Consider the following 17843-nt stretch of genomic DNA (forward strand, 5'->3'; position numbering starts at 1 on the left):
CCGGACCCCCGTGGGATATTTGGACAAGAAAGAAAGGTTCTTCGGATGAAGGATCACATCACGCGGCCCCCGGTGCGGGCGATCAACTGGAACCGGCTTGAGGACGAGAAGGACCTGGAGGTCTGGAACCGCCTGACGGTGAACTTCTGGCTGCCCGAAAAGGTGCCGCTGTCGAATGACGTGCAAAGCTGGGCCACGCTGCGCCCGGCCGAGCAGACGCTGACCATCCGCGTCTTTACCGGGCTGACGCTGCTTGACACGATCCAGAACACCGTCGGCGCGCCCTCGATGATGCCCGACGCCGTGACCCCGCACGAAGAGGCGGTGCTTTCGAACATCGCCTTCATGGAGGCGGTGCACGCGCGCAGCTATTCGTCGATCTTTTCGACGCTGTGCAGCACCAAGGAAATCGACGAGGCCTTCCGCTGGGCCGAGGAGAACCCGCATCTGCAAGCCAAGGCGCGGCTGGTGCTTGAGAAATACAAGGCCGGCGCCGATCCGCTGAAGCGCAAGATCGCCTCGGTGTTCCTGGAAAGCTTCATGTTCTATTCGGGCTTCTATCTGCCCATGTACTGGTCGAGCCGCGCGAAGCTGACCAACACCGCCGACCTGATCCGTCTGATCATCCGCGACGAGGCGGTGCATGGCTATTACATCGGCTACAAATACCAGCGCGGGCTTGAGGCTCTGGACGAGGCCCGGCGCCAGGAACTCAAGGACTTCGCCTTTGCGCTGATGTTCGATCTTTACGACATCGAGGCGAAATACACCGCCGAGCTTTACGACGGCATCGGCCTGACCGAGGACGTCAAGGCCTTCCTGCACTACAACGCCAACAAGGCTCTGCAGAACCTGGGCTACGAGGCGCTGTTCCCGCCCCAGGCCTGCGAGGTCAATCCGGCGATCCTGGCCGCGCTTTCGCCCGACAGCGAAAACCACGACTTCTTCTCGGGGTCGGGGTCGAGCTATGTCATCGGCAAGGCGGTCGCGACTGAGGATGAGGATTGGGACTTCTGATCCCGCGCCATGACCACGATCACCCTTCTGACCGGCAAGGCCGCCCCCCTGCCCGGCAGCGACCGCCTCAGCGGGATCGCGAAGCACCCGGTCGCCGGTCCGCTGATCCTGGGCCCCCAGGGTTTTCCCGGGGATGAGCAGGCCGACCGGCGGGTGCATGGTGGACCGGAAAAGGCCGTCCACCACTATCCGCGCGACCACTACGCCACCTGGACCGGCGAGCTCGGTCCGCTGCCCTTGCTGGAATCGCCGGGCGCCTTCGGCGAGAACGTCTCGGCAACGGGGCTGACTGAAGCCGGCGTAGCCGTGGGCGACATCTTTCGCCTGGGCGGCGCCCTCGTGCAGGTCAGCCAGGGGCGCCAGCCCTGCTGGAAGCTGTCGCAGCGGTTCGGCGTTCCCGACATGGCGCGGCGCGTGCAGGATACGGGTCGCACCGGCTGGTATTACCGGGTTCTGGAGCCTGGCCCGGTCGCCTCGGGCGATGCATTGGTCCTGATCGACCGCCCGGCCGCCGACTGGACCCTGCAGCGGCTGTGGCACGCGCTTTACATCAGCCGCCTGGATCGCGCCGAGTTGCAGGCCATCGCCGCGCTGGACATCCTGGCCGAGGGCTGGCGCCGCCATGCCCAGCGCCGACTGGACAGCGGCCGGGTCGAGGATTGGTCGCCGCGGCTGGACGGCACGCCATGACGCTGGTCATCTCGATCCAAAGCCAGGTGGTCATGGGCCATGTCGGCAATTCGGCGGCCGTGTTCCCGATGCTCGCCGCGGGGATCGAGGTCGCGCCGGTGCCGACGGTGATCTTTTCCAACACGCCCGATTACCCGACCCTGCGCGGCCGGCCGCTGCCGGCCGATTTCTTCGCGGACCTGCTGCAAGGGTTGTGGGACCGCGGCCTGCCCCAGGACGCCGATTTCCTGCTCTCGGGCTACATCGGTTCGGTCGAGGTCGCGGGCCTTTTGGCCGATTTCGTCGCCCGCGCCAAGGCCGCGAACCCCCGCCTGTGCTATTATTGCGACCCGGTGATGGGGGACGAACTGCCGGGCCTCTATGTCCCGCGCGAGATCGCCGACATCTTCCGCGACCGCCTGCTGCCGCTGGCCGACATCGCCTCGCCCAATCCGTTCGAGGTCGCCTATCTGACCGACCAGCCGGTCACCGAACTGGCCGATATCCCCCGCGTGGCGCAGGCCCTGCGCATGGCGTCCGGCGCGCGGCTGATCGTGACCGGCTGCCGCCTGCGCGAAACAAGGCCGGGCATGCTGGAAAGCGTCATCCATGACTCCTCCGGACTCAGCCGCCACCCGACGCCGCACCTGCCGGTGGCGATGGCCGGCACGGGCGACCTGTTCGCGGGCCTCGTCACCGCCGGGCTCGGCCGCGGCCGCACCCTGCCCCAAGCCGTCGACTTCGCCCAAGCCCAGACCGCCCGCGCCCTGAAGCGCGCCGCCAAGCTCGGCACCAGGGAAGTCGTCCTGACCGATCCCGACTTCTGCGCAGCCCTTCTGACCCTTTAGGCTTTCACCGTTTCCCAAATACCCCCGGGGGAGTCGCGCGGCACGCGCGGCGGGGGCAGAGCCCCCTATCCTTTGCGCAACGCATTCATCAGCGCAGCCCCCAGCGCGCCAGGGTGATCGCCTGCCGGCCCCGCCGACTTCGGCCCCCGCGCCGGCGCCGCCTTGGGACCACGCTCGGCCTGCGCATCCCGGGCGCTCGCGCCGCCATCCTTGCGCATGGTCAGGCCGATGCGCTTGCGCGCCACGTCGACCTCGGTCACACGGACCTTGACCACATCTCCGACCTTCACGACCTCGTTCGGGTCCTTCACGAAACGGTCTGCCAGTTGGCTGATATGGACCAGCCCATCCTGATGCACGCCGATGTCCACGAAGGCGCCGAAGGCCGCGACATTGGTGACGGTCCCTTCCAGCGCCATGCCGGGGCGCAGATCCTTGATGTCCTCGACCCCTTCGGCGAAGGTCGCGGTGGCAAAGCTTGGGCGCGGGTCGCGGCCCGGCTTTTCCAGTTCCGCCAGGATGTCGCGGATGGTGGGCAGGCCGAACGACTCGTCCACGAAAGCCTCGGGCCGGATGCCCTTCAACGCGGCCCCGTTGCCCATGATCTGGCGGATGTCGCGCCCGCAGGCGGCCACGATCTTGCGGGCGACGCCATACGCCTCGGGGTGGACTGCCGAGGCATCGAGCGGCTCCTTGCCGCCCTGGATGCGCAGAAAGCCCGCACATTGCTCGAAGGCACGGGGACCAAGGCCCGCCACCTTCTTCAGCGCTGCGCGCGAGGGGAAGGCCCCCTGCGCGTCGCGATGGGCCACGATGTTCTGCGCCAGGGACGGCCCCAGCCCCGCCACATGCGCAAGCAGCGGGGCCGAGGCGGTGTTCAGGTCCACGCCCACCGCGTTCACCGCATCCTCGACAACCGCTTCCAGCGTCCTGGCCAGTTGCCGCTGGTCCACGTCGTGCTGGTATTGGCCGACCCCGATCGATTCGGGCGGCACCTTGACCAGCTCGGCCAGCGGATCCTGCAGGCGCCGGGCGATGGACACCGCCCCGCGCAAGCTGACGTCCAGGTCGGGGAATTCCCGCGCCGCCAGTTCCGAGGCGGAATAGACCGAGGCCCCCGCCTCGCTGACGATCACCTTGACAGGCGCCTTGACGCCCTGCGGCAGGCGTTTCAGGACATCGGCCACCATGCGCTCGGTTTCCCGGCTGGCGGTGCCGTTGCCGATGGCGATCAGTTCGATCTTGTGGCGGAGGATCACCGCGGCCAAGGCTGCCTCGGCCCCGCGCAGGTCGGATTTCGGCGGAAAGGGATAAAGCGTCGTCGTTTCAAGCAGCTTGCCGGTCGCATCCACAGCCGCCAGCTTGACCCCGGTGCGGATGCCCGGGTCCAGCCCGATGGTCGGGCGCGGCCCGGCGGGCGAAGCCAGCAGCAGGTCCTTGAGGTTGCGGCCAAAGACGCGGATCGCTTCGGCATGGGCGCGGCTGCGCAGCGCGGTCATCAGGTCGATATACATCGTGTTCGACAGGCGCACACGCCAGCACCAGCCCGCCACCTTGCGCAGCCAGGCATCGCCCGGCCCCTCGCCCAGCCTGCCCAGGGCGGCGGCGACGATGCCCTCGGCCCGGGCGGCGCCGGTTTCGGGCGGCGGCGCGATCTCGACGGTCAGCACCTCCTCCTTGGCGCCGCGCAGGATCGCCAGCGCCCGGTGCGCGGGAATTTTCGCCCAAGGCTCGGCGTGGTCGAAATAGTCGCTGAACTTGGCCCCGGCCTGTTCCTTGCCCGGCACAACCTTGGCGCGGATCACCGCCTGGGCCTGCATGAAGTCGCGCAGCCGGCCCAGCAGGGCGGCGTTCTCGGAAAGCTCCTCGACCAGGATGTCGCGGGCACCATCCAGCGCGGCCTTAACATCCGGCACCGCCTCGGACAGATAGCCGGCGGCCAGGGTCTCGGGCTGGGCGGCGCAGTTTTCCTGGATCGCCCGCAGCAGGGGCTCCAGCCCGTTTTCGCGCGCGATCATCGCCTTGGTGCGGCGCTTGGGCTTGAAGGGCAGATAGATGTCCTCCAGCGCCGCCTTGGTTTCCGCCCCCGCGACGGCGCGGGCAAGTTCGGGCGTCAGCTTGTCCTGCGCCTTGATGGATTCCAGGATTGCCGCGCGGCGCGATTCCAGGTCGCGCAGATAGGACAGACGGTCCGCCAGGCTGCGCAGCTGCGTGTCGTCCAGGCCGCCCGTCACCTCCTTGCGATAGCGCGCGACAAAGGGCACGGTCGCGCCCCCGTCCAGCAGCGCCGCGGCCGCCGTGACCTGGGCGGCCGAGGCGCCGATCTCGCTGGCGATGGTGCGGGCGATGCGGTCGTTGGCGTCCATTCGGAAAGCTCCTTGCCTCGGGGAGATCCGGTTTAGCGCGGGCAAGGGCCCACGCCAAGCCCGACCGCGTCAGCCGTCGTCGCGGAACTCGGCGGGCTTGATGCCGTGGCGCGTCAGCTTGTCATAGAAGGTCTTGCGCGGCAGGCGCAGCCGTTCCATCGCGCGCCCGGCATGGCCGCCGGACAGGCGCAGCGCCTCGCGGATCAGGCCGGCCTCGTATTCCGCGACCAGATCGGCCAGGCCCCGTTCGGGCGCGGCCTCGTCTGCGCCGTCAAAGGGCGACAGCCCCAGCGCATGGCTTTCTGCGAACTGGCGCAACTCGCGCAGGTTGCCCGGCCAGTCGTGCCCGGCCAGCCGCGCCTTGACCAGCGGCGTCACGGGCTGGGCCGGCAGGTCCAGCCGCCGGCAGGCGTCCAGCAGGAAATGGCGGAACAGTTCGGGAATATCCTCGCGCCGCTCGACCAGGGGCGGCAGGGCCAGCACCACACCGGACAGGCGATAGTAAAGATCGCCCCGCAGCCGCCCGTCGCGCACCAGCCGTTCCGGGTCGTCGCGGGTCGAGGCGATGACCCGCAGATCCAGCGCGCGGGGCGCGGCCGCCCCTGCGGGCCAGAGTTCGCCCGCCTCGATCACCGCCAGGATGCGGGCCTGAAGCGCCGGGTTCAGGCTGTCGATCTCGTCCAGATAAAGCGTGCCGCGATGCGCCTTTTCCAGCAGCCCGGCACTGCGCGGCGCGCGGCCCTGCGCCTCGGTGCCCAGGAACTCGGCCTCGAACCGCGCCTCGTCGAGCGTGGCGCAGGGCACATGGACGAAGGCGCGGGCGCGGCGCGGGCTTTGACGGTGGATCAGCCGCGCCACCGTCGTCTTGCCCGAGCCCCCCGGCCCTGTCAGCCACAGATCGCCCCCGGCCTGGGCCAGCCGGTCGATGCTGTCGCGCAGATGGGCCATGACCGCGCTTTGCCCGATCAGCGGGCTGTCTTGCGCGGCCTCGTCCCGGGCCTGCCGCCGCAGCGCGCGGTTTTCCATGACCAGGGCGCGCGACTGACAGGCCCGGCCGACGGCCGCCAGCAGGGCGTCCGCGCCGATGGGCTTGGACAGGAAGTCATAGGTCCCCTGCTTCAACGCCGAGACGGCCATCGGCACGTCCGCATGCCCGGTCAGCAGGATCACCGGCAGTTCGGGATCGATGCCGTGCAGCCGGTCGAACAGCTCCAGCCCGTCCATCCCCGGCATGCGCACATCGCTCAGCACCACGCCGGGATAGTCGGCGGTCATCCCCTCCAGCGCCTCGGCGGCGCTGGCAAAGGGCTCGACCGCGAAACCCGCGATCCGAAGGGTCTGGACCTGGGCCAGACGCAGATCCTCGTCGTCATCGACCAGGCGGACAAGGCGGGGGGTGTCGGTCATGCGGCCCTCGGCAATTCCAGAACAAAGCTCGCGCCCTGGCCCGTCGCCGGCCCCGCCCGCAGGCTGCCGCCGAAGTCCCGCGCGATCTCCTGCGAGATGACCAGTCCCAGGCCCAGGCCCTTGGGTTTCGAGGTGGCAAAGGGCGTGAACAGCTGCGCCCGCGCCTCGGGCGCGATGCCGGGGCCGTTGTCGGACAGGGTGATGCGCACGCTGTTCGGTCCCGGTTCGACCGACAGGGCGATGCGGGGGTCGGGCGTGTCGGCCAGCGCCTCCTGCGCGTTTTGCAGCAGGTTGACCAGGATCTGTTCCAGCCGCACGGTCTCGGCCATGACGCGCAATCCGGGGTCGATGGCAGGCAAGTCCAGGGCAATGCGCTGGGCCGTGCGGCGGCTGGCGGTCAACAGCAGCGCGGCATCGACCGCCTCCTTCAGGCTGACCGGCCCGACCTGCCCGGTGGCCTTGCGGGCAAAGCCGCGCAGCTGGTCGGTGATGCGGGCGATCCGGTCGGTCATGCGCAGGATGCTGGACAGGTTCCCCGCCACCTCGGGCGCCGCGTCGCGGGGCAACAGCGCCGCGCCGTTTTCCGCCATCAGCCGGATCGCCGCCAGGGGCTGGTTCACCTCATGCGCGACGCCGGCGGTGATCTGGCCCAGGGCGGCCAGCTTGTTGGCCTGCACCATCTCGGCCTGCAGCCGGTCCAGCCGCATTTCGGCAGCGCGGCGTTCGCGCGCCTCGTCCATCAGCGCGCGGGTGCGGTCCTGCACCGCGCGCTCCAGATCGGCGCGATAGCGGCGCTCGGCCTCGGCCCGGGCCCGCACCCGCAGGCGCGCCCGCAGCGCAAGCCCCGCCCCCGCATAAAGCAGCATCAGCCCAAAGCCCGCCGTGCCCGCAGCCAGCGCCGCCGCGAAATTCGCCGGCGCGACGGGCTCGGCGATGGTCATGGTCCAGTCGGTCCCGGGAACCGGCGCGCTGCTGGACACGGTCCGCGGATCGGGCACCGGGCGGGAAAAGCGCAGGGCCGGCCGACCGGACAGGATGATCTGCCCATGGGCGTCCAGGACCAACGTCAGGCCCGGGCCCGCCGCCCAGTTGGCCTCGAGCGCGTCGAACTCGACCTTGACCACGACCACGCCCAGGTCGCGGTCGCCCGAGACGACATCATGGGACAGATAAAGGCCCGGACGGTTGCTGACCGTGCCCAGGGCGAACTGCGTCGCCTGGCCCTGGCGCAGCGCCTGGCTGAAATAGTCGCGAAAGCTGTAGTCCTGGCCGACAAAGCTTTGCGCCTCGTCCCAGTTCGAGGCGGCAATGGCGATGCCCGCGCGGTCCAGCAGATAGATCACGGCGCTGTCGGTTTCATCCCGCAGCCGGTCCAGCTTGGCCGAGACGCGGTCCCGGTAGGGACCGATGGGCTGTTCCAGGGCGGTCCGCACCAGCGCATCGTCCGCCAGCACCGTGGCGACGGCGCGCTGGCGCGACAGCACGCTTTCCAGCGCCTGAACGCGGGTCTGCAGTTCGCCCTGGCGGGACTGGGCCATGTCGGCCAGGGCATTGCGGCGCGCCAGGGCAAAGACCCCCGCCAGCAGCGCAAGCGACAGCAAGGTCGCCAGCGCCAGCCAGGCCCCCATCCGTCGCGATTCGCTCCTGCCCCCGCGCTGCACCGCGTCGCCCCAGCCCCCTGTGTGGAATGTCACACTAGCAGACCGGGCCTGTGCGGAAAACCACACAATTCTGTGCCCTGTAGCCCCCGCTTTTCCCATGAAAACAGCGCATTGCTGCTATGCGCCCGGTTTTTGGTCCGCACCTGCCCACGCCGTAACATGGCGGTCACGGAATTGACACCAGAGGTCGGAGGAGGCCTTCCATGCATATCGACACGTCGGCGCAGCCGTCTGCGCACGCATCCCGTCCATTCTATCGCCATCTCTACTTTCAGGTGCTGGTCGCCATCGTGGCCGGCGCGCTGATCGGGCATCTCTATCCCCAGACCGGCGAGGCGCTGAAGCCCCTGGGCGACGCCTTCATCAAGCTGGTCAAGATGATCATCGCCCCGGTCATCTTCCTGACCATCGTCACTGGCCTTGCGGGCATGGGCACGCTCAAGGGCGTGGGCTCGGTCGTGGGCAAGGCCTTTGCCTATTTCCTGACCTTCTCGACGCTGGCGCTGATCGTCGGACTGGTCGTCGCAAACGTCGTCCACCCTGGCTCGGGCATGAACATCGACCCGGCCAGCCTGGATGCCAGCAAGGTCGCGACCTACACCGAAAAGGCGCATGAGACCTCGCTGATCGGTTTCGTCATGGACATCATTCCGTCCACGATCACCTCGGCCTTCGTCGAGGGCAACATCCTGCAGGTCCTGTTCGTCGCCATCCTGTTCGGCGTCGGCCTGATCCTGATCGGCGACAAGGGCAAGCCCGTTCTCGCGCTGTTCGAGGCGATCAGCCATGTCGTCTTCCGCATGGTCGACATCCTGATGAAGGCCGCGCCCATCGGCGCCTTCGGGGCCTTCGCCTTCACCATCGGCAAGTACGGCATCGCCTCGGTGGTGAACCTGGCCACGCTGGTCGGCACCTTCTACCTGACCTCGGCGCTGTTCGTCGTCGTGATCCTGGGCACCGTCTGCATGCTCAACGGGTTCTCGATCTTCAAGCTGATCGCCTATCTCAAGGCAGAGCTGCTGCTGGTGCTGGGCACCTCATCCTCGGAATCCGCCCTGCCCTCGCTGATCGAGAAGATGGAGAAGGCCGGCTGCAAGCGCTCGGTCGTGGGCCTGGTCGTGCCGACCGGCTACAGCTTCAACCTGGACGGCACCAACATCTACATGACGCTGGCGGCACTGTTCATCGCCCAGGCAACGAACACCGACCTGTCGCTGCAACAGCAGGTGCTGCTGCTGCTGGTCGCCATGCTGTCCTCCAAGGGCGCGGCGGGCGTCACCGGGGCGGGCTTCATCACGCTGGCGGCGACGCTGTCGGTCGTTCCCACCGTCCCGGTCGCCGGCATGGCGCTGATCCTGGGCGTGGACCGCTTCATGTCGGAATGCCGCTCGCTGACGAACTTCATCGGCAACGCGGTCGCCACCATCGTCGTCAGCCGCTGGCACGGCGCGCTGGACCGAGAGCAGCTGGACCGCGCCCTGAACGGCGAGGCGACCGGCACCGTCCGCCCCGTCACCACGCTGGAGCCCGCCCCCGCCGGCCTGCGCCTGGGCGAAGCCAGCGCCGACTGACGCCCCGGCGTCGTCCGGGCGGCTCCTCCCCGCCGCCCGACATCAGGCCGCGACCCCCAAGGGCCGCGGCCTTTTCATGGCACAGCCTCCAAAGCCCCGCGCCCACCCGGGACGCAGGACACGCGGCCTGCCGCTTTCTCCGTTCTCCAAATACCCCGCCAACGGCGACCGCAGGCGTCCCCGATGCCAAGAAAAAGCCGCCCCCGGGACGGTCCCAGGGGCGGCGATACTCATGACGGGCAGGTCGGCTCAGGCGGGCTGCGGAACGCCCGCTGCCGGCGCCTCGATCCGGCGCTTGAGCACGGCCAGCGCCGCGACCGACACGGCCGTCCCGATCACCATGGCGATGAAGAAGCCCGGCAGGTTCACCACCGCATTGGGGATCGGCAGGACGAAGATCCCGCCATGCGGCACCTTGAGTTGCACGCCAAGGACCATGCAGACCGCGCCCGCCACGGCCGAGCCCGCGATCAGCGACGGAATAACCCGAAGGGGATCGCGCGCGGCAAAGGGGATCGCGCCCTCGGTGACGAAGGCCAGGCCCAGGACAAAGGCGGCGTTGCCGGCCTCGCGCTCCTCGACGGTGAAGCGGGCGGGGAACAGCCGGCTCGCGATGGCCAGCGCCAGGGGCGGCGTCATGCCCGCGCACATCACCGCAGCCATAGGCTCGGTCACGTTCGAGGCGATCAGCGTGGTGCCAAAGACATAGGCCGCCTTGTTGATCGGCCCGCCCATGTCGACGGCCATCATGCCGCCCAGGATCAGACCCAGGATCGCCGCCGAACTGCCCTGCATGTCCTGCAGCCAGGCGGTCAGCGCCGCCAGCACCCGGGCGGTGGGCGCGCCCACGACGTAGAACATCAGAAGGCCGGTCAGCGCGGTGCCCAGCAGCGGCAGGATCAGCACCGGCATCAGCCCCTGCAGCGTGCGCGGCAGCTTGATGATCCGGGTCAGCGCCAGCACGCCATAGCCCGCGATGAAGCCCGCCAGGATGCCGCCCAGAAAGCCCGCGCCGATGGTGCCGGCGATGACGCCCCCGGTCATGCCGGGCGCGATGCCGGGCCGGTCGGCGATGGAATAGGCGATATAGCCGGCCAACGCCGGTACCATCAGGGTAAAGGCCCCCTTGGCGCCGATCTGGAACAGGGTATAGCCCAGCGTCCCGGCATACTGGTCCTCATAGACGTAGATCCCGCCCAGGGCGAAGGCCAGCGCGATCAGCAGCCCGCCCGCGACCACGAAGGGCAGCATGAAGCTGACGCCGGTCATCAGGTGCTTGTAGACGCCGGTCTTGTGGGCGGGGGCGCTTTCCTCGGCCGGGCCGGCCGTGCCGCCCTGGACCCGCGCCTCGGCCTGGGCCTTGCGGATCAGCGCCGCACCGTCGTTGATGGCGGGCTTGGTGGGCGAATTGAACACCCTCTTGCCCGCAAAGCGCGACAGTTCCACCTGCCGGTCGGCGGCGATGATGACCAGGTCGGCCGCCGCGATCTCGTCCGGGGTCAGCGCATCCTGCGAGCCGACCGAGCCCTGGGTCTCGACCCGGATCTGGTGGCCCAGGGCCTTGGCGCCCTCTTGCAGGCCTTCGGCGGCCATGAAGGTATGCGCGATGCCCGTGGGGCACGAGGTGATCGCCACGATCTTCAGCGGCCCGGCCGCCGCCGCCGCCGGGGCCGCCGCCGTCGCGCCGGCGCCGCGGGCCAGCACCGCGGCCGCATCCTCAAGCACCTCGGCGATGCTGGCCCGTACCTGGGGCAACCCGCCGGGCACCGCGTCCTCTGCCACATCACCCACCAGCAGCAGCCGGTCGGCGCGCTGGACGGCGGCGGGATCCAGCGGGTCCTGCACCCCGTCCGAGGTCCGCAGTTCGACCAGGATCTCGGTCCCCTGCGCCCGCGCCGCCTTCTTCAGGGCCTCGCGTGCCAGCACGGCATGGGTGGCGCGTTCGCCCCCGCCGACGATGGCGATGATCTTTTGCATGTCATTCCTCCTGTCCGGCGCGCCGGGCGCCTCGACGATCCCCCGGCCCGCGGACTGGCGCGGGCCCGTGTTCTTCAGCCGGCCGCGTATTCGGCGGCGGGCGCGGTCGCGATCCGGGCGGCCAGGGCGCGCACCTCGGCCTGCGGCGGCAGGTGGGCGCCCGGGTTGCGCAGCTTGGCCCCGGCGAATGCGGTGGCCTGGCGCGCCAGGTCGGGCAAGGCCAGCCCCTCGGCAAGCCCCGCCGTCAGGCCCGCGACCATCGCGTCGCCCGCGCCGACGGAACTGCCGGTCGCAACCTCGGCCGGCCGGGCGACCAGCGCCCCCGCGCGGGTGACGAACAGCGCGCCTTCGGCCCCCATTGAAACAGTGACCAGCGCGATGCCCCGGTCCAGCAGGTCCCGCGCCGCGGCCAGCAAGGCTGTGGGCTCGGCCAGGCTGCGGCCGACCAGCGCCTCAAGCTCGTGCCGGTTGGGCTTGACGGCATGGGGCATGACCGCACCGGCAAGCGCCTGCGCCAGCGGCTCGCCCGAGACGTCCAGCACCACCCGCGCGCCCCGCCCCGCCAGATCCGCGACCAGCCGCGCCGTGGTGTCGGGCGCAAGGCCCCGGGGCTGGCTGCCCGAGACGACGACCAGGTCTCCGGTCGCCACGGTGTCCAACTGGTTGAACACGGCCTTGGTATCCTCGGGCCGCGCGGCAAAGCCGGGCAGGTTCACGTCGGTGGTGCGCCCGCCGTCTTCCAGGATCTTGATGTTGGTCCGGGTCGAGCCCGCCACCCGGATCATCCGGTCGGCGATGCCCTTGGCGGCGAAAAGCTGCTCGAAGCTTGCGGCATTGTCCCGGCCCAGCAGGCCCGTGACCACGACCTTGACGCCCCAGTCGGCCAGGCACGAGGCGACGTTGACCGCCTTGCCGCCCGGGTCCTGCCGGGTGGCGCTGGCGCGGATGACCTCGCCCGGCTCAAGCCGGGGGACCATCACGGTCTGGTCGATGGCGGGGTTCAGCGCGACGGTGCGGATCATCATGCCGCATCCTCCTCGCGCACGGGGGGAAGGGCCAGCGCCCGGACCGCGACGGCATCGCGCGCGGCCAGCGCCTGCTGCGCCAGTCCCTGCAGGTCCGACAGGTCCGACTGGCGGATGCGCTCCTTGACCGCCGGAATGTCGCGCGGGGTCATCGACAGCTCGTCCACCCCCAGCCCCGCCAGCAACGCGGCGCCAAAGGCGTCGCCTGCGATGCCGCCGCAGACGCCGACCCAGCGGCCATGGGCATGGGCGCCCCTGACCGTCAGGTCGATCAGCTTCAGCACCGCCGGGTGCAGGCTGTCGGCTTCGGGCGCCAGCACCGGGTTCTGGCGGTCGATCGCCAGCGCGTATTGCGTCAGGTCGTTGGTCCCGATCGAGAAGAAGTCGGCGTGCTGCGCCAGCTGGTCGGCCAGCAGCGCCGCCGAAGGCACCTCGATCATGATCCCCAGGGGGATCGCCGGGGCCTCAAGCTCGGCCCGGATGCGGTCGCAGGTCTCGCGCAGCGCCAGCAGTTCCGCGACCGAGGTGATCATCGGGAACATGACCGAAATCTGCGCGCCGTCCCTGGCCGCGCAGTAAAGCGCGCGCACCTGCGGCACCAGCAACTCGGGCCGGCGCAGCAGCAGCCGCGCGCCCCGGACGCCCAGGAAGGGGTTCTCCTCGCGCGGGAGGTCCAGATAGCTGACTTGCTTGTCCCCGCCGATGTCCAGCGCGCGGATGACCAGGGGGCGGTCGCCCATGGCGCGCGCCATGTCGGAATAGGCGCGATACTGGTCTTCCTCGGTCGGGCTGTCGCCGCGCTCGAGGAACAGGAACTCGGTGCGCATCAGGCCGACGCCCTCGGCGCCCTGCTCGATGGCGAAGGCCGCCTGCTCGGCCAGGTTGATGTTGGCGCCGATCTGGACCTCGTGCCCGTCGCGGGTACGGGCGGGCAGCGCGCGGGCCTCGGCCGCACGGGCGCGCTTGGCCTCCTCCTCCGCGATCCAGGCCCTGGCCGAGGCCAGGTCCGCCTCGGACGGGTTCAGGTAAAGCCGGCCACCGCTGCCATCGATGATCGCAGGCGCACCCGAGGTCAGCCGCGACAGCGCCGCACCCGCCCCCACCACGGCGGGCAGGCCAAGCGTGCGCGCCAGGATCGCCGTGTGCGAGGTCGGCCCGCCCTGCGCCGTCACCAGCCCGGCGACCCGCTCGGCGTCCATCGTGGCGGTGTCGGTGGGCGTCAGGTCGTCGGCCACCAGGATCGCGTCCTGCGGCACCTCGGCCGGGGCGGGTTTCGCCAGGCTCGGGTCGATCAGGGCCAGCACGCGGCTGCCCACGTCGCGCAGGTCCACCGCCCGCCCCGCCAGCACCGGATTCCCGACCTTCAGCAGCGCCTGCGCGGTTTCCTGCACCGCCTGGTGCCAGGACCAGGCAAGCCCATGCCCCTCGACCAGCTTCTGCGAGGCCAGCGTCACCAGCTGCGGGTCGTTCAGCAATTCCGCCTGCGCCAGAAAGATGGCGCTGTCGGCCTCGCCCAGGCGGCGGGCGGTATCGTCGGCCAGGGCACCAAGCTGCTCGCGGGCGCGGGCCAGCGCCTCGTGCAGCCGGTCGGCGGCCGGCGCCAGCGCAATGGGTTCGTCCGGGACCTGCACGGGCCCCGCCTCAAGATGATGCAGCCGGCCGATGGCCAGCCCGGGCGAGGCGGCAACCCCCTCGACCACATCGGCGCCCTCGGGCGCGGTCCAGCCGCCGGCCTGCGCGGTCGCGCGGCGCTTTTCCTCGGCCTTCTGCGCATCGGCTTTCTCGCGCGCGCTGAGGCCGGTGATGACGATGCGCAAGGTCGACAGCGCATCCGCCGCGTCCGCGCCCTCGGCGGAAACCGTGACGGTGTCGCCCGGCTTCAGCCCCAGCTGCAGCAGCGAGATCATGTTGCGGGCATCCGCCGCCTCGTCGCCGTTGCGCACCCGGATGCGGGCGGCAAAGCGGCGCGCCGTCTCGGCCCATTCGGTGGCGGGGCGTGCGTGCAGGCCGCTGGGGTAATCGCAGGTCCACTCGAAGCCCTGGGCGAAATCGCCCTGCGGCTCGGCCGCCGGGGCCGTGGCCTCGGCCCCCGACAGGGCGGCGACCACCAGGCCCGCGTCGTCGGTCGAAGTAAGGTCCGCGATCCGCGCATCGTCCTGCAACAGCCGCGTCAGGCGGCGCAGGATGCCGATATGCGCGTCCGACCGTGCGGCGATGGCCACGATCAGCGTCGCGCGCTGGCCTGCGTTCCATTCGACGCCGTCCCGCACCTGCAGGACCGCGATGCCGTCGCGCAGGATCAGGTCGCGATCCTCGACCATGCCATGGGGGATGGCGATCCCCTTGCCCAGATAGGTGTTCGAGGCGGCCTCGCGCCGCTCCATGCTGGCGCCGAAGCCGGGCTTGACGCAGCCATCGGCCACCAGCAGCGCGGCAGCCTGGGCAATCGCATCGGCCTTGTCCGCGACGCGGGCATCCAGGCGCACAAGTTCGCGGGGCAAAAGGCCCGCTTCCTGAATCAGGGACACTGGTTCCTCCCAATCTCCTAAGGTTGACGATTCGTAACCGAAAAGTGGAAACGTTTCCACTAAATTTTGCCGAAAAACGCGCCGATCATGTCGGCACTCGCCCAAACTTCTTGCAATAAGCGCAGGGATGGGCAATGGTTCCACGCAGGTAGGACTAGCAACGTTTCCACTAAAATGACTGTTGGGATCAAGGATGTGGCCCGGGCCGCGGGGGTGGCGCCCTCGACGGTGTCGCGCGCCCTGGGCAAGGGGCCCGTCAGCCCCGAGGTGCGCCGCAAGGTCGAGGCGGCGGTGGCCGCCACCGGCTATCGCCCGAACCTGGCCGCGCGCCAGCTGCGCTCGCAGCAGTCGATGACCGTGGGTCTGGTCGTCGCCGACATCCGCAACCCCTTCTTCACCCAGCTGTCCCGCGCGGTCGAGGACGAAGCCTATCGCGCCGGGATGCGGGTCTTTCTGTGCAACACCGACGAAGACCCCGCGCGCGAGGCGATGTATCTGGACCTGATGGCCGAGGAACGCGTGGCCGGCCTGATCCTGGCGCCCACGCGGGCCCTGGGACCCAAGGCGCTCGCCGGGTTTCAGGTGCCCGTGGTCCTGGTCGACCGGGCGCTGGCCGGGGGACGGCGCGATGCGGTGGTGCTGGACAATATCGGCGCCACCGGACAGCTGGTCGACCATCTGGTCGCGACCGGCCGGCGGCGGATCGCGGGGCTCTTCGGCGCGACCTCGGCCACCGGGCTTGAACGCCGCGACGGGTTTCGCGCCCGGATGCAGGACCACGGGCTGCAACCCATCGTCGCCACCGCCGCCCCCAGCCCCGAGGCCGGGCGCAAGGCGCTGGCCGACCTGATCGCCGCCGAACGCCCCGATGCGCTGGTCCTGTCGAACGGGCTGTTCGTCGGCGCGGCCCTGCGCCTGTGCCGAGACCTCGGGATCAGTGTCCCCCGCGATCTGGCCATCGCAGGCTTCGACGACGAACCCTGGACCTCGCTGGTCGACCCGGGCATCACCGTCATCCGCCAGCCCGTCGACGCCTTCGGGCGCGAGGCGATGGTGATGCTGCAATCGCGCATCGCCCGCCCCGACCAGCCCTTTCGCACCGTCGTCCTGTCGGGCGAGTTGATCGCCCGCGGCTCGACCGCGCCGGCCTGACGCCAGGGCCTTTCACCGTTTTTCAAATACCCGAATGCCAAGGCCGGCAATCAGGTCACGACGCCGATCTGCCAGGGCACGAATTCGTCCTGGCCATAGCCGTGCTGCTCGCTCTTGGACGGCTTGCCCGAGGCGCAGTCGATCATCATCTGGAAGATGACCTCGCCCAACCCCTCGATGGTGGCGCCGCCGTCGATGATGCTGCCGCAGTTCAGGTCCATGTCCTCTTCCTGGCGCAGCCAGGTTGCGGTGTTGGTCGAGAATTTCAGCGACGGCGCCGGCACGCAGCCAAAGGCCGATCCGCGCCCGGTGGTGAAACAGATCAGGTTCGCCCCCGACGCCACCTGCCCCGTGGCCGAGACCGGGTCATAGCCGGGGCTGTCCATGAAGACCATGCCGTGTTCCGTCACCGGCTCCGCATATTCATAGACGCCGCGCAGGTTGGTGGTGCCGGCCTTGGCGACAGCGCCCAGGGATTTTTCCAGGATCGTCGTCAGCCCGCCCGCCTTGTTTCCGGCCGAGGGGTTGTTGTTCATTTCGGCGCCGTTGCGGGCGGTGTGCTCCTTCCACCAGTCGATGCGGGCGATCAGCTTCTCGCCCACCTCGCGCGTCTCGGCGCGCCGCGTCAGCAGGTGTTCCGCCCCATAGATCTCGGGCGTCTCGGACAGGATCGCCGTGCCGCCATGGCTGACCAGGATATCGACCGCATGGCCCAGCGCCGGGTTCGCGGTGATCCCCGAATAGCCGTCCGAGCCGCCGCATTGCAGCCCCACGACCAGTTCGCTGACCGGGATCGGCTCGCGCGCCACGGCATTGGCCTCGGGCAGCATGGCGGTGATCTGCGCGATGCCGTGCTGGATGGTCTTTTGCGTGCCGCCCTGGTCCTGGATGGTGAAGGCCTTCAACTTGGCGCCCTCGGTCAGGCCGCGCGACTGCATGATGTCGGCGATCTGGTTCGTCTCGCAGCCCAAGCCGATGAACAGCACGGCGGCAAAGTTCGGATGGGTGGCAAAGCCCGACAGGGTGCGGCGCACGATGCGCATGGATTCGCTTTTGCTGTCCACCGCGCAGCCGATCCCGTGGGTCAGCGCGACGACCCCGTCCACGTTCGGGAAATCGGCCAGCGACTCCGGCCGGATGTCGCGGCGGAAATGGTCGGCGATGGCGCGCACCACCCGGGCCGAGCAGTTCACCGATGAGATGATGCCGATATAGTTCCGCGTCGCCGCCCGCCCGTCCGGCCGGCGATAGCCCATGAACGTCGCCGGCTGCTCCACCCGGGGCGTCGGATGGGCATCAGCGCCGATGGCATGGTCCATCTGCACGTCGGTCATGGCGAGGTTCTGGACATGGATATGGTCGCCCGGCGCGATGTCCTGCGAGGCAAGGCCGATGATCTGGTTATAGCGCCGGACCGGCTGGCCCTGGGCGATCGCGCGGGTCGCGATCTTGTGGCCGGGCGGAATGTCGGTCAGCGTGGTGATCCCTTCCTCCTCCAGCAGGGTGCCGGCGGGGATGGGACGGGTGGCGATCACCACATCGTCCTGCGGCCGCAGGCGGATGATGCGGGGGGCGGTGGTGGCGGGCGCGGCTGTGGTCTCGGACATGGCTGCGCTTCCTTT

Annotated in this window: 12 protein-coding genes; 5 read left to right on the top strand and 7 right to left on the bottom strand. The window is 69.8% G+C overall.

Annotated elements, in window-relative coordinates; all coding sequences use genetic code 11:
- Positions 1-45: 45 nt before the first annotated feature.
- The 3 genes from nrdF to pdxY are packed head-to-tail and all read left to right on the top strand — an operon-like array spanning position 46 to position 2534.
- The gene (nrdF, locus tag BU28_RS0102910; protein WP_028718113.1) at positions 46-1017 is read left to right on the top strand and encodes a class 1b ribonucleoside-diphosphate reductase subunit beta; all 972 of its coding nucleotides are present in this window, start codon (positions 46-48) and stop codon (positions 1015-1017) included.
- A gap of 9 nt (positions 1018-1026) precedes the next feature.
- The gene (locus BU28_RS0102915) at positions 1027-1707 is read left to right on the top strand and encodes an MOSC domain-containing protein (RefSeq protein ID WP_028718114.1); all 681 of its coding nucleotides are present in this window, start codon (positions 1027-1029) and stop codon (positions 1705-1707) included.
- Positions 1704-2534 (top strand): pyridoxal kinase, encoded by an 831-nt coding sequence (gene pdxY / locus BU28_RS0102920; RefSeq protein WP_028718115.1) that lies wholly within the window; start codon positions 1704-1706, stop codon positions 2532-2534. The genes BU28_RS0102915 and pdxY overlap by 4 nt, the downstream gene beginning before the upstream one ends.
- Before the next feature lie 65 nt (positions 2535-2599).
- On the opposite strand, the gene BU28_RS0102925 is transcribed toward pdxY, so the two are convergent.
- The 3 genes from BU28_RS0102925 to BU28_RS0102935 form a co-directional block, all read right to left on the bottom strand.
- The gene (locus tag BU28_RS0102925; RefSeq protein WP_028718116.1) at positions 2600-4900 is read right to left on the bottom strand and encodes a Tex family protein; all 2301 of its coding nucleotides are present in this window, start codon (positions 4898-4900) and stop codon (positions 2600-2602) included.
- A 69-nt stretch (positions 4901-4969) separates the two neighbouring features.
- Positions 4970-6307: a sigma-54-dependent transcriptional regulator gene (locus tag BU28_RS0102930; RefSeq protein WP_028718117.1), complete on the bottom strand. Its 1338-nt coding sequence runs from the start codon at positions 6305-6307 to the stop codon at positions 4970-4972.
- The gene (locus BU28_RS0102935; protein ID WP_036761819.1) at positions 6304-7935 is read right to left on the bottom strand and encodes a sensor histidine kinase; all 1632 of its coding nucleotides are present in this window, start codon (positions 7933-7935) and stop codon (positions 6304-6306) included. Before BU28_RS0102935 ends, BU28_RS0102930 begins: the two co-directional genes overlap by 4 nt.
- Before the next feature lie 236 nt (positions 7936-8171).
- Between BU28_RS0102935 and BU28_RS0102940 the strand changes: the two genes are divergently transcribed.
- Positions 8172-9539 (top strand): dicarboxylate/amino acid:cation symporter, encoded by a 1368-nt coding sequence (locus BU28_RS0102940; RefSeq protein WP_028718119.1) that lies wholly within the window; start codon positions 8172-8174, stop codon positions 9537-9539.
- A 249-nt stretch (positions 9540-9788) separates the two neighbouring features.
- Here BU28_RS0102940 and BU28_RS0102945 read toward each other — a convergent pair whose 3' ends face one another.
- The 3 genes from BU28_RS0102945 to ptsP all read right to left on the bottom strand — a co-directional run bounded on the left by BU28_RS0102945 (position 9789) and on the right by ptsP (position 15069).
- A complete protein-coding gene (locus BU28_RS0102945) occupies positions 9789-11516 on the bottom strand; it encodes a fructose-specific PTS transporter subunit EIIC (protein WP_028718120.1) in 1728 nt (575 codons plus the stop codon).
- A gap of 74 nt (positions 11517-11590) precedes the next feature.
- Positions 11591-12541, bottom strand: a complete 951-nt coding sequence (gene pfkB, locus BU28_RS0102950) for a 1-phosphofructokinase (protein ID WP_028718121.1) — start codon at positions 12539-12541, stop codon at positions 11591-11593.
- On the bottom strand, positions 12538-15069 hold the full coding sequence (ptsP, locus tag BU28_RS0102955; protein WP_028718122.1) for a phosphoenolpyruvate--protein phosphotransferase: 2532 nt from the start codon (positions 15067-15069) through the stop codon (positions 12538-12540). Before ptsP ends, pfkB begins: the two co-directional genes overlap by 4 nt.
- 174 nt (positions 15070-15243) lie before the next feature.
- On the opposite strand from ptsP, the gene BU28_RS0102960 reads away from it, so the two are divergent.
- Positions 15244-16221: a LacI family DNA-binding transcriptional regulator gene (locus tag BU28_RS0102960; RefSeq protein ID WP_028718123.1), complete on the top strand. Its 978-nt coding sequence runs from the start codon at positions 15244-15246 to the stop codon at positions 16219-16221.
- Between the two features lie 50 nt (positions 16222-16271).
- Here the strand turns inward: BU28_RS0102960 and BU28_RS0102965 are convergent, their stop codons facing one another.
- Entirely contained in the window at positions 16272-17828 is a 1557-nt protein-coding gene (locus BU28_RS0102965) for a UxaA family hydrolase (RefSeq protein ID WP_036761820.1), read from the bottom strand.
- Positions 17829-17843: the final 15 nt, after the last annotated feature.

The sequence above is a fragment of the Paracoccus yeei ATCC BAA-599 genome (genome assembly GCF_000622145.1).
In the GTDB taxonomy this organism is placed as follows: Bacteria; Pseudomonadota; Alphaproteobacteria; order Rhodobacterales; family Rhodobacteraceae; genus Paracoccus; species Paracoccus yeei.

Excerpts from the sequence above, each read along its gene's own strand:
- nrdF (WP_028718113.1), top strand. The coding sequence starts at position 46 with ATGAAGGATCACATCACGCGGCCCCCGGTGCGGGCGATCAACTGGAAC.
- BU28_RS0102915 (WP_028718114.1), top strand. The coding sequence starts at position 1,027 with ATGACCACGATCACCCTTCTGACCGGCAAGGCCGCCCCCCTGCCCGGC.
- pdxY (WP_028718115.1), top strand. The coding sequence starts at position 1,704 with ATGACGCTGGTCATCTCGATCCAAAGCCAGGTGGTCATGGGCCATGTC.
- BU28_RS0102925 (WP_028718116.1), bottom strand. The coding sequence starts at position 4,900 with ATGGACGCCAACGACCGCATCGCCCGCACCATCGCCAGCGAGATCGGC.
- BU28_RS0102930 (WP_028718117.1), bottom strand. The coding sequence starts at position 6,307 with ATGACCGACACCCCCCGCCTTGTCCGCCTGGTCGATGACGACGAGGAT.
- BU28_RS0102935 (WP_036761819.1), bottom strand. The coding sequence starts at position 7,935 with ATGGGGGCCTGGCTGGCGCTGGCGACCTTGCTGTCGCTTGCGCTGCTG.
- BU28_RS0102940 (WP_028718119.1), top strand. The coding sequence starts at position 8,172 with ATGCATATCGACACGTCGGCGCAGCCGTCTGCGCACGCATCCCGTCCA.
- BU28_RS0102945 (WP_028718120.1), bottom strand. The coding sequence starts at position 11,516 with ATGCAAAAGATCATCGCCATCGTCGGCGGGGGCGAACGCGCCACCCAT.
- pfkB (WP_028718121.1), bottom strand. The coding sequence starts at position 12,541 with ATGATGATCCGCACCGTCGCGCTGAACCCCGCCATCGACCAGACCGTG.
- BU28_RS0102960 (WP_028718123.1), top strand. The coding sequence starts at position 15,244 with ATGACTGTTGGGATCAAGGATGTGGCCCGGGCCGCGGGGGTGGCGCCC.
- BU28_RS0102965 (WP_036761820.1), bottom strand. The coding sequence starts at position 17,828 with ATGTCCGAGACCACAGCCGCGCCCGCCACCACCGCCCCCCGCATCATC.